The organism is Campylobacter sp. 1569, from assembly GCF_024723675.1.
In the GTDB taxonomy this organism is placed as follows: Bacteria; Campylobacterota; Campylobacteria; order Campylobacterales; family Campylobacteraceae; genus Campylobacter_D; species Campylobacter_D jejuni_C.
Window position 1 is genome coordinate 33033 of record NZ_JANQDB010000007.1, and the last position, 11698, is coordinate 44730.

Below are 11698 nucleotides of genomic sequence, written 5' to 3' on the forward strand. Positions count from 1 at the left end.
TTTATTCTTTTATCAAACTTATATCCTCACCTTTTAAAATTTTATTCATGGTGTTCATAGCACACATTTTTCCACACATTGAACAAGAATTAAGTTCTTCAGGTTTTCTTTCATTAAACATTTTCTTAGCCTTTTCTCCATCAATTGCTAATTTAAACATTTTTTCCCAATCAATATCTTGTCTAGCTTTACTCATTGTATCATCTATTTTTCTTTCTTTAGGAAGTTTGGCTATATCTCCTGCATGAGCTGCTATTTTAGTCGCTACTATACCATCTCTTACATCTTCTAAATTTGGAAGTCTTAAATGTTCAGCAGGAGTTACATAACAAAGTATATCAGCACCAGCTGCTGCTGCAACTGCTCCGCCGATTGCCCCACTTATATGATCATATCCTACACCTATATCAGTAACTAATGGTCCTAAAACGTAAAATGGAGCTCCATTGCAAATTCTTTTTTCAAGTTGCATATTGGCTTCTATTTCATTAATAGCCATATGACCAGGTCCTTCTATCATCACTTGCACATCTTGAACCCATGCTCTTTTAGTTAATAACGAAAGTTCAATAAGTTCAGCAATTTGAGCCCCATCACTTGCATCATGAGTGCAACCTGGTCTTAGTGCATCACCCAAAGAAAGTGTCACATCAAATTCTTTACATATAGCAAGCAAATCATCATAATATTCATAGAATGGATTTTCAGCATCATTCATTTGCATCCAAGCATAAAGAACTGAGCCTCCTCTTGAAACTATATTAGTAATCCTATCACACTCTTTAAAAACCCTAACAGCACGAGAATTTATCCCTGCGTGAATTGTCATAAAATCCACTCCACTTTTAGCATGATGATATACTACATCTAAAAAATCTTTTGCCTTAATATCTTTTAAATCTTTTTCTAAAAACCCAACCACATCATAAACAGGCACAGTGCCTATCATAGCTTTTGAGGTAGCAATTAACTCATCTCTAAAACGACTAGTTTTACCATAATTACTAAGATCCATAATAGCTTCTATATTAAATTTATGAGCTAACTCCACCTTTTTCATTTCTTCACTATAATCTACACAATCATTTGAAACACCTAAATTAACATTTACCTTTGTTTTAAGTCCATAGCCAATACCATTTGGGTCTAGTGCTTTATGGTTGATATTTGCAGGAATAATGATTTTTCCACATGCTATATTCTCAAGCAAAAAATCTTCACTTACTTGCTCTTTTTGTGCAACAATTTGCATTTGTTTTGTGAAAGTTCCTTCTTTTGCATAAGACATTTGAGTTTTCATTTAAATTTATCCTTAAAATAAAATTTGGATAAATGAAGGGTATGTGAGTAGTTGATAAATTATCCCAACGCTAGTATTATCTAGTTCTGGTGCGGTCTAAGCTTTTAGCTTACTCTCAGCCTGTATCACAAGCTCCCGTCATTTATACAAATGCAGTATAGCGATAAATCTAAAACAAAGTTTATTTTTTAGATTGATTTTTAGCTTGCTTGCTAAAATGTAACAATTCTTCAGTAGTTTTAATGTAAAAAGGAATTTTTTTAAGACAGTATTTTAAAATTTCACTTGCAGCCAAAGCATCACTTAAAGCCCTATGATGCTTACTTTCAATACACAAAAACTCTTTTAGTGCATCAAGGCCATATTTAGGACTTTCAATGCATTTTTTAGCCAAATCAATTGTGCATAACCTTCTATTTAAAAGCACTCCAAAATCATTTTCATACATAGCTTTAGATATAAAATGATAATCAAAACGCACATTGTGTGCTACAAAAATACTATCCTTTAAAAACAATTTAAAATTATTTAGCACAGTTTTTAAAGAAGGAGCATTTTCTACCATATCCAAACTAATCCCTGTTAATTCTGTAATATTTTCAGGTATGCTTTCTACTTTTATAAAACTCTCAAATCTATCAATTTCTTTATAGTTTTGAATTTTCACTGCACCTATTTCTAAAATTTGACCACTTTTTATCCCACCGGTGCTTTCAATATCTACTACACAAAAAATCTCATCTTTTATTTTTGTATTTTTACTTTTTAAACACAAACAATTTTGCGCATTAAGCTCTACCCCTAGCCCTAAAAGTTCAAAAATATATAAATCAAACTCATAATGATTTAATTCTTCTATTTTTGCAAGTTCTTTTAAAACCCAAGGAAAAGGTTTGTTTTCTTTACTTAATTTGATGATTAAATCATCGATTTGTTGTTGGCTCAAAATTCAAGCTTTAAAGAATTGATTGCTGTTTTTTTATCTTGCGAGGAAAAGATATAACTACCTGCGACTAAAATATCAGCTCCTGCTTCATCTAAATCAGGTGCATTTAAGCCATTTACCCCGCCATCAACTTCTATAAAAACTTTAAGATTTTTTTTATCTATCATTTCCCTTAACTGTCGAATTTTATCATACACCAAAGGTAAAAAACTTTGCCCACCAAAGCCTGGATTAACACTCATTAAAAGCACCATATCTACAAATTCTAAAATATACTCTATACTTGAAACCGGAGTATGTGGATTTAAAACAATAGCAGGATGAATGCCGTTTTTTCTTATATACTCACATACCCTAATAGGATGATTTTCAGCTTCCAAATGAAAGCTAATAAATTTTGGCTTTATTGGGATAAATAAATCTACAAAGCTACTAACATTATGCACCATTAAATGCACATCTAGAGGCACTGAAGTAATTTTTGAAATATTTTCAATCACACAAGGACCAAAAGTAAGATTTGGCACAAAATGTCCATCCATCACATCAATATGCAATAAATCAGCCCCTGCTTGTGATACTTCTTTAATCTCATTTTCTAAATTTAAAAAATTTGCAGACAATAAACTTGGTGCTACATACATTTTATATCTCCGATAAAAGTAAAAAATAATTTTATCATACTTATTATCAAATTTTCTTTATGTATTTTTGATAATATTTGATTTTTTTAAGCTTGCTTTAGATATAATGTTAAAAAATATTTTTATTTCATAAGGAAAAATTTATGTCAAGAATTTGCCAAATTACAGGAAAAGGACCTATGGTAGGTAATAATGTTAGTCATGCTAACAATAAAACTAAAAGACGCTTTTTGCCAAATTTAAGAACAGTTCGTATTACTTTAGAAGATGGAACTACTAGAAAAGTTAGAGTTGCTGCTTCAACTTTAAGAACGCTTAAAAAACAAAGCAGTAAATAATCCTTAATATAAACGAGGAATTGTTATGTCTTTTTTGAAGAAGCTACAAAAATTCCTCAATTGGTCTCCTTCCCCAAAACCCTCAATTAGTCTTAATGATGAGCTTTACGAGCAACTTAAATTTTTAAGAATTCCACTTATTGCTGTTGTTGTTATGACGTTAATTGGGGCTTTTGGCTATATGCTCACAAGTAATTACAACCTTAATGATGCTATTTATCAAGCTGGAATGACATTTACTACTTTAGGCTACACTGAAGTAAATCCCATACCAACAGCTGGTAGAATTTTTACAGTTGTGTATGTGTTATTAACCTTTACAATTTTTACATTTTGCATGGGTCTAGTTATAGAAATAGTAAAAAAAGGTGTTTTGTCTAAAATCATCAAGGAAAGAAGAATGCTTCATAAAGTTGCAAGATTAAAAAATCATTTTGTAATATGCTATCATAATGATTTTACTATAGAATTGGCACAGCAATTTAGAGAAAATCATATTCCTTTTGTCGTTGTTGACGAAATTGAAAATTTTAGCGAAATAGCTGAAAAATATAATTATCCTTACTATATAGAAAGCGCACCTCATACAAACACAGCTTTTTTAAAAACTAATCTTTCTAGTGCAAAAGGTATAATAACCCTTAGCAATAACATAGCAGATAATATTGCCATCATTGCTTCAGTAAGATTATTTGAAAAAGAATTACAAAGAATTAATCCTTATTTTATATTAGCTAGTTCAAACAGTGAAGATGAAACAGAAAAACTCAAAAAACTTGGAGCAAACTCAATAGTTTCTGCAACAAAACTAGTTGCACAAAGACTTAGCGCTATGTCAGCAAGACCGGATATGGAAAATTTATTAGAAAACTATCTTTATAAAAAAAATAGTCCTATTGATTTAGAAGAAGTTAAAATTCCTGATGAATCTTGGGTCAGATTTAAAAGATTAAAAGAAATTCACTTAAGAGATATGGCAAATGTAAGCATAGTGGGAATTTTAGAAAATAAAAAATTTACTCCTATGCCAAGAGGTGATACTTTAATAAGTACAGGTGCTAAACTGTTATTAGTAGGGACAGCTGACAGTATAAAAATAGCTAAAAAAATTATTAAAAACAAACAAAAACCAGATGAGTTAAAATATATTTAACTTATTTTAAGTTATAATCAAACATCAATTAAAAAGGAGGCTTAAATGCTACATGAATTTAGAGATTTAATTACCGAATTAAAAGGTAAAGATATGCACTTTGACAAACTATTTGAAGAGCATAATGCGCTTGATCATAAAATCAAAGATGCAGAAGAAGGTAGAATTCATCTAGATAGTTTAGAAATTGCAAACTTAAAAAAGGAAAAATTAAGATTAAAAGATGAATTAAATATTTATCTATCAAACTACAAAAAATAATTTTTCTCTAATTATATTTTAGGTTATTTCTAAGGATTAAATATGTTTGGTAAAAATAATCAAAGCAAAAATTGCGAAGAACTACAAAATAAAATCAAAGAACTAGAAGAAGAAAATCAAAAACTTCTTTTAGAAAAGCAAGAATTGATTGAAAACTATGAAAAAAAATTACAAGATAATTGTGGCAAAACTGAATTAGAAACTCATCTTTTAGAAATGCTCTTAAATGGTGTTTTAAAAGGTATATCAAATGTCCAAGGTGATATGCAGGAAAATGTTAATAAAGCTGAGATGATTTCACAATACTCTGATTCTTCTTTGGCGGATATGCAAGAACTAAACTCTATCACACACTCTATCATATCTTCACTTCAGAGCATTATTGAATCGGCTAATCGCTCAAGAGATACAGCAGGAAATTTACATCGTAGCGTAGATGAGATCACTAATGTTATTAACTTAATCAAAGACGTATCTGATCAAACTAATCTATTAGCACTAAATGCTGCTATTGAAGCTGCACGTGCAGGTGAACATGGAAGAGGTTTTGCTGTAGTTGCAGATGAAGTAAGAAAACTTGCCGAAAAAACACAAAAAGCAACATCAGAAGTAGAATTAAACATTAATCTACTCAAACAAAATGCGGATGAAATGTATGGACAAAGCGAACAAGTAGAAAAGGTTTCATTGGAATCAAATGAGCATATAGTGCAATTTTCTAGCAAATTTACTCAGCTTATTTCAAATGCAAATTCAACTAGCTCACATGCTAAACGCATTGCTTCTGAAATTTTTGTTTCTTTAGCTAAACTAGATCACGTTGCTTTTAAACTCAACGGCTACAATGAAATTATTCATGCTTCTGGTAAAACTTTATCTGATCATTTAAGTTGTAGACTTGCAAAATGGATTGCAGGAGTTGGTAAAGAAAGATTTTCTAGCGGAAGAGCTTTTGGCAAACTTAACTTACCACATCAAAAGGTTCACGAAAATATAAACCATGCTATAGCCTTAGCTCATGGTGAAGATACCAATAACAATCTAGTTCAAAATCAAATTCTAGATAAATGCTCTAACGCAGAAAAAGCTTCAGAAGAACTATTTGTAATTTTCCAAGAAATGCTTAATGAAAAAGATCCAAACATTGAAAATAAAGATGAAAAATAGAAGGTAAGATTTATTTCTTACCTTTAAACCATAAATAAGCATATTCAAGCAAAGGAGTCTTAATAGGATTTTCTTTTGAAAATTGCTCAAAGTCTTTTCTTTTTATCCACACTGCTTGAATATCTTCTCCATCAATTCCACCACCATGGCCAATTTTATCATCTTCATTAATTTCAGCATAGAATAAAAACTGTCTGCTTACACCTGAACCAAAACCTGTATAAAATTCCCCTATTTTTTCTACATGTTTAGGCGCATAACCTAATTCTTCAATACATTCTTCTTGAGCTATTTCCTCAAAACTTAAATTTTTATCGACAAGTCCTGAGCAAAGTTCTATACTAAAACCCATCTCAGCAATTTGCAAACAATTACGTTTTTGATAATCCCACAAAGGAATTCGAAATTGTTTTACAAAAACAAAAGAATCTTTTTGAGTATGATATAAAAAAACAGAAACACTATCCATTGCTTCTATAAAATCCCAAGTGTATTTTTTGTTATCTTTACCTATATAAGTGTATCTTTTAGGTTTAATGTATTTTGAGTTGGAAAATTGTTCTTCTTGTAAATTTTTCATGTAAAATCCTTGCAATTTTACATCTATTATAGCAAAAATAAAAATCAGCATAGAAAAAATAAAAAAATTAAAAGTGAGTTGCTTTATATAAAAAGCAACTCTAAAAAGAAGTAAAAAAAGATGGTATTACATCATACCACCCATGCCTCCCATACCGCCCATGCCACTCATATCAGGCATAGCAGGTTTATCTTCTTTGATTTCACTAATTGTAGCTTCAGTTGTTAAAAGCATGCTAGCCACTGAAACTGCATTAAGTAAAGCCACTCTTTCTACTTTAACAGGATCGATAATACCGCTTTCAAGCATATTTACATATTCACCTTTTGCAGCATCAAAACCAGTGTTTTCTTCTTTACTATTTTCTACTGTATTTACAACCACACCAGCATCAAATCCAGCATTTTCGGCAATTTGTCTTAAAGGTGCTCTTAGAGCTCTTTCTACAATAGCTGCACCAATAGCTTCATCTCCTTGTAAATTCAAGCTAATTTTTGATTTTGCTTTAATTAATGCAGCACCGCCACCTATTACTATACCTTCTTCAACAGCAGCCTTTGTAGCGCTTAATGCATCATCAACTCTATCTTTTTTCTCTTTCATTTCAGTTTCAGTAGCTGCACCAACTTTAATTACCGCTACACCACCGCTTAATTTAGCTAATCTTTCTTGTAGTTTTTCTCTATCATAATCTGAACTTGTTTCAGCAATTTGAGCTTTTATTTGGTTAATTCTTGCATCAATATTTGCTTTTTCACCTGCGCCATTTACAATAGTTGTATTGTCTTTGTCAATAATCACGCTTGAAGCTTGACCTAAATCTTGGATACTAGCGCTTTCTAAAGTTCTTCCAAGCTCTTCAGAAATCACTTCACCGCCTGTTAAAATAGCAATATCTTCAAGCATAGCTTTTCTTCTATCACCAAATCCAGGAGCTTTAACTGCTGAAATATTTAAAACACCTCTTAATTTATTTACAACTAAAGTTGCTAAAGCTTCACCTTCAATGTCTTCAGCTATAATCAAAAGTGGTTTTCCTGTTTTTTGAATTTGTTCTAAAATTGGCAATAGATCTTTTAAGTTAGCAATTTTTTTATCAAATAACAAAATAAATGGATTTTGCAATTCAGCTGTCATTTTTTCAGTATTTGTAATGAAATATGGACTTAAATAACCTCTATCAAATTGCATACCTTCAACTACATTTAATTCATCATTAATTGATTTTGCTTCTTCAACAGTGATAACACCATCTTTTCCAACTTTTTCCATAGCATCGGCAATTAAATTTCCGATTTTCTCATCTGAATTTGCAGAAATTGTTGCAACTTGAGCAATTTCTTTTTTATCTTTAACTTCACGAGAAAGTTTTTTAAGTTCAGCTACTATAGCTTCGCAAGCTTTATCCATACCGCGTTTTACTTCGATAGGATTTGCTCCTGCTGTGATATTTCTTAAACCTTCTTTGAAAATCGCATGCGCTAAAACTGTTGCTGTTGTTGTTCCATCACCTGCTTGATCAGCTGTTTTACTAGCTACTTCTCTAACTAAAGAAGCACCCATATTTTCTAAAGAATCTTTTAATTCTACTTCTTTAGCTACACTCACACCATCTTTTGTGATAGTAGGAGCACCAAAACTTTTTTGGATTAATACATTACGACCACGTGGCCCCATAGTAACTTTTACTGCATCATTAAGTTTTTTAACGCCTTCATAAAGTTTATTTCTTGCTTCATCTGAAAAAAATATTTCTTTTGCCATTTTTTATCCTTTTTTATTTAATAATCCCTAAAACATCTTCAACATTAAGAACTAAATACTCTTCATTGTCAAGTTTTATTTCAGTTCCACCGTATTTTGCAAACATTACTTTATCATTTACTTTAACATCTTCTATTTCTTTGCTTACTGCAACAACTTCACCATTTAATGGTTTTTCTTTAGCATTATCTGGTATAATAATCCCAGAAGCAGTAGTTTTCATTTCTTCTAAGCGTTTTACCAAAATACGCTTTCCTAGAGGTTGAAAATTCATTTTTTATCCTTTCTAAAATGTGCTATTTTTAGCACTCTTTGTTTTTGAGTGATAGAATTATACATTAAAGAAAGTTAATTGTCAATAAATTAAGTAAAATATATCATATAAGTTTAGTCTATTACACTAAATTTATATGATATATCATTATAAAGGTTTCTTATGAAAAAAATTCTTTACATTCTTTTAGGTATAGTATGTGTAGTATTGCTAACCATATATACATTATTATTTACAAGTATGGGTAATGCTTTTTTAAAACCAAGAATCGAAACGATTATTGCTCAAAAAAGCGGTATGAATGTTAAATTTGAAAATTTTAAAATTAGTTTTTCACAACTTGACATTAAAGCAAATATTGATGATAAATTTTTTGCTAATATAGAAGGTGGTATATCACCTTTAAGACTAGGGTTTGATTTAAACTATCTTTTAGGACTCAAACAAAATTATATTCAAAATCTTGGCTTAAAAAGCGATAAAGATTTTACATTCAAGGGTAATGTTGTAGGTAAAAGTAGTGATTTTTCAGTAAAAGGAAATGGATTTTTGTTTGATTCTAATCTTAGTTTAGATGCAAAAATCGTTGATTTTTCCCCTATAAATCTTGAATTTATTGGAAAAAATATAGATTTAGCTCAAATTTTAGATTTTGCTAATCTACCAAGATACGCTCAAGGAAAAATTAGTATTATAAGCGATATACAAGCTAAAGATTTAAAACCAAATGGTAATGCTTTGATTAATTTTTACACAAGTTCTATCAACAATACACTAATCGAAAAAGATTTTAATCTAAGCTTGCCAAAACAAAGTTATATAAAAGGTGAGATAAGATCTTTAATCCAAAACAATGAAGTTATTTCTAAAAGTGAAATTTTAAGCAACTTCTTCAAACTTTATACACAAAAAAGTATTTATGATATAACAAAACAAAGCTTAACTAGCGATTTTGATATCAAAATAGATGATTTTAATCAATTTTCATCTCTAGCCAAAATGAAACTCCAAGGTAAAAGTCAAATTCAAGGTAATTTACTTTTTGCAAATAATCAATTGCAAAAATTAGATGCTAACTTACTTGGATTTGGTGGTAGCTTAAAAGCTGTTTTAGAAAATAATAATCTTAATATCAATACAACTAATATAGAAGTAGCAGAGCTTTTAAAGACTATCTCTATGCCTGCTTTTATTAATTCTAAATTAGTTTTAGATTTAAAAGCACAAGGGCTTGATTTTAAAAATTTCAATCTAAATACTAGGTTAAATAATGCAAATATAAATGTTATAGAATTTAAAAAACTAAGTAATCTTGATTTTCCAAAAACAACTTTTAACTTACAAGCTAAAGCAAATGCGAAAAATTCTTTAATTGATTATGAAGCTTTGCTTGATTCAAACATAGCAAAAATACCTCAACTAAAAGGCTCATATAATCTTACAAACAAAGATTTAAATGCACAAATTAGTGCTTTTGTAGACAATCTTAACAAATTAAAACCTTTAATCAAACAAGATCTCAATGGGCCTTTAAATTTAGATGCCAAAGTTGATCTCAAGGCAAATCAAATTCAAAATCTTGATGCAAATATTAAAATCATGCAAGGGCTTATCAATGCAAAATCTAATGGAAAAAGTTTACAAGCAAAGGTTGATAATATAAAATTAGAACAACTTTTTCCTTTGATAGGACAAAAAGTTTTAGCTTATGGAGATGTAAATGCAGATATTGACTTAAAATCACTTGATTTTAACAATATTAATGGTGATTTTAAAGCAATTATTAATTCTTCTTTTAATGAGGTAGAATTATCTAAGCTTTTAGAGAAAAAATTTCCAAAGAATACTTCAGCAAAAATCAATCTTGATGGAAAAATTTCTAAATCAATCATTGATTTTAATGCTAAAGCTCTAAGCTCATTTGCGAATATTAATTCATTAAAAGGCAAATTTGATCTTAATCAAATGGCTCTAGCAAGCACTTATAATATATCATTGCAAGATTTTTCTAAGCTAGGATTTTTAGTTGATAGAAACTTAAAAGGCAAAGCTGATTTTGAAGGAAAATTTGATTTTAAAAACGCTTTAATAGATGCAAGCATTAATAGTAAAAATATATTCAATGGTTCATTAGATGCCACTTTAAAAAATAATATTTTTAACGCTAAAATGCAAAATACCGATCTTTCAAATTTAGCTCAAAGTTTAGATTTACCTGATTATTACCAAGCAAAATCAAATTTAAGCATTGATTATAATCTTTTAAAAGAAAGCGGTGTAGTGTTAATAAACTTAGCCGATGGACAACTTAAGAAAAACCTCATCACAAGTGCCTTAATGCTACTTTTACAAAAGGATATTACTCAAGATGTATATCGCAATGGTGAAGCCAAAATAAATATCGATAAAAATCTCATAGATTTAAATTTAAACCTAATAGCTGATAGAAGCAATATAAATATTAGCAAAGGTAAAGTTGATACAAAAAGCACTAAATTAAACATTCCTTTTAATATCGTCATTGATAGAGCAAATTTCAAAGGAATTATAAAAGGAACAACACAAGATCCTAAAGTAAGTCTTGATACAAAAAGTGTAGTAAATTCTATTGTTAATACAATAGGTGGTAATGCTAGTGATGGCGCTAAAAATACAGGTAAAAAAGTAGATCAAGCAATAGATAAAATCTTTAACAAACTCTTCTAATACATCTAGCCTTAAAAAAGGCTAGATTTTTTAAAATAAACCAAATTTACCATCTTTTTTCTTATATAGCACCCTCATTTTTGCATCTATATCATTAAAAACTAAAAATATATCTTTACTTGCTTTTAATTTTTCCAATGCTTCTTCAATTTCTAAAGGTTTATATAACTCAAGTTCTGTTGGAACTATCTCATCTTCCTCGATCACGCTTGGTAATACTAAATTTTCTTTTATCTCATCTTGATGCTTATGGGTGATATTTTTATCATGTAATCTTCTTAAAACCTTAGAAATTCTATCGATAGCTAAATCTATAGCAGCATATAAATCTTTATCTTTTTGTTTAACCACCACTGTATTAATGCCAGCCAGATTAATGCTAAATTCAGCCCAAAACCCTTTCTTTCCATGCCTTTCATCAGCACTTATAACGCAACGTACAGAAATCACATCTAAGCCATATTTACTTAAAGTATCAAAGCTTTTTTCCACATACTCTTTTATAGACTCTGTTAGTTCAAATTGCTTTCCAACTATACTTGTATTCATTACTTCTCCTTTTTAT

The 11698-nt window shown here is 29.6% G+C and carries 12 protein-coding genes, 1 pseudogene and 1 riboswitch; of the genes and pseudogenes, 6 read left to right on the plus strand and 7 right to left on the minus strand.

Annotated features, from left to right (window positions below; genetic code table 11):
- Position 1: 1 nt before the first annotated feature.
- The 3 genes from thiC to rpe all read right to left on the minus strand — a co-directional run bounded on the left by thiC (position 2) and on the right by rpe (position 2890).
- Entirely contained in the window at positions 2–1300 is a 1299-nt protein-coding gene (gene thiC, locus CAMP5060_RS04805; protein WP_214125438.1) for a phosphomethylpyrimidine synthase ThiC, read from the minus strand.
- 45 nt (positions 1301–1345) lie between these two features.
- Positions 1346–1449: riboswitch (TPP riboswitch) on the minus strand.
- A gap of 32 nt (positions 1450–1481) precedes the next feature.
- Entirely contained in the window at positions 1482–2246 is a 765-nt protein-coding gene (locus tag CAMP5060_RS04810; protein ID WP_087700781.1) for a 3'-5' exonuclease, read from the minus strand.
- Positions 2243–2890, minus strand: coding sequence for a ribulose-phosphate 3-epimerase (gene rpe, locus CAMP5060_RS04815; protein WP_087700780.1), 648 nt, complete (start codon positions 2888–2890; stop codon positions 2243–2245). Before rpe ends, CAMP5060_RS04810 begins: the two co-directional genes overlap by 4 nt.
- Before the next feature lie 143 nt (positions 2891–3033).
- Here rpe and rpmB point away from each other — a divergent pair, with 143 nt between their 5' ends.
- From rpmB to CAMP5060_RS08320, 5 genes and pseudogenes are all read left to right on the plus strand, one after another.
- Complete coding sequence (gene rpmB, locus CAMP5060_RS04820; protein WP_012661734.1) at positions 3034–3228, plus strand: 50S ribosomal protein L28; 195 nt, start codon at positions 3034–3036, stop codon at positions 3226–3228.
- 25 nt (positions 3229–3253) lie between these two features.
- Complete coding sequence (locus CAMP5060_RS04825; RefSeq protein WP_087700779.1) at positions 3254–4381, plus strand: potassium channel family protein; 1128 nt, start codon at positions 3254–3256, stop codon at positions 4379–4381.
- A 45-nt stretch (positions 4382–4426) separates the two neighbouring features.
- Positions 4427–4642 (plus strand): YdcH family protein, encoded by a 216-nt coding sequence (locus CAMP5060_RS04830; RefSeq protein WP_087700778.1) that lies wholly within the window; start codon positions 4427–4429, stop codon positions 4640–4642.
- A 435-nt stretch (positions 4643–5077) separates the two neighbouring features.
- Positions 5078–5365: pseudogene (locus CAMP5060_RS08315) on the plus strand (methyl-accepting chemotaxis protein); the annotation flags it as partial.
- Complete coding sequence (locus CAMP5060_RS08320) at positions 5351–5809, plus strand: CZB domain-containing protein (protein WP_391527387.1); 459 nt, start codon at positions 5351–5353, stop codon at positions 5807–5809. The pseudogene CAMP5060_RS08315 and the gene CAMP5060_RS08320, both read left to right, overlap by 15 nt.
- A 10-nt stretch (positions 5810–5819) precedes the next feature.
- On the opposite strand, the gene CAMP5060_RS04840 is transcribed toward CAMP5060_RS08320, so the two are convergent.
- From CAMP5060_RS04840 to groES, 3 genes are all read right to left on the minus strand, one after another.
- Positions 5820–6389, minus strand: a complete 570-nt coding sequence (locus CAMP5060_RS04840) for an NUDIX domain-containing protein (RefSeq protein WP_214100321.1) — start codon at positions 6387–6389, stop codon at positions 5820–5822.
- A gap of 126 nt (positions 6390–6515) precedes the next feature.
- On the minus strand, positions 6516–8153 hold the full coding sequence (gene groL, locus CAMP5060_RS04845) for a chaperonin GroEL (RefSeq protein WP_070256698.1): 1638 nt from the start codon (positions 8151–8153) through the stop codon (positions 6516–6518).
- A gap of 13 nt (positions 8154–8166) precedes the next feature.
- Positions 8167–8427, minus strand: a complete 261-nt coding sequence (groES, locus tag CAMP5060_RS04850) for a co-chaperone GroES (protein WP_257941733.1) — start codon at positions 8425–8427, stop codon at positions 8167–8169.
- 162 nt (positions 8428–8589) lie between these two features.
- Between groES and CAMP5060_RS04855 the strand changes: the two genes are divergently transcribed.
- Positions 8590–11133 (plus strand): hypothetical protein, encoded by a 2544-nt coding sequence (locus CAMP5060_RS04855; RefSeq protein ID WP_337217995.1) that lies wholly within the window; start codon positions 8590–8592, stop codon positions 11131–11133.
- A 30-nt stretch (positions 11134–11163) separates the two neighbouring features.
- Here CAMP5060_RS04855 and hpf read toward each other — a convergent pair whose 3' ends face one another.
- Positions 11164–11682: a ribosome hibernation-promoting factor, HPF/YfiA family gene (gene hpf / locus CAMP5060_RS04860; RefSeq protein ID WP_214125436.1), complete on the minus strand. Its 519-nt coding sequence runs from the start codon at positions 11680–11682 to the stop codon at positions 11164–11166.
- Positions 11683–11698 lie beyond the last annotated feature (16 nt).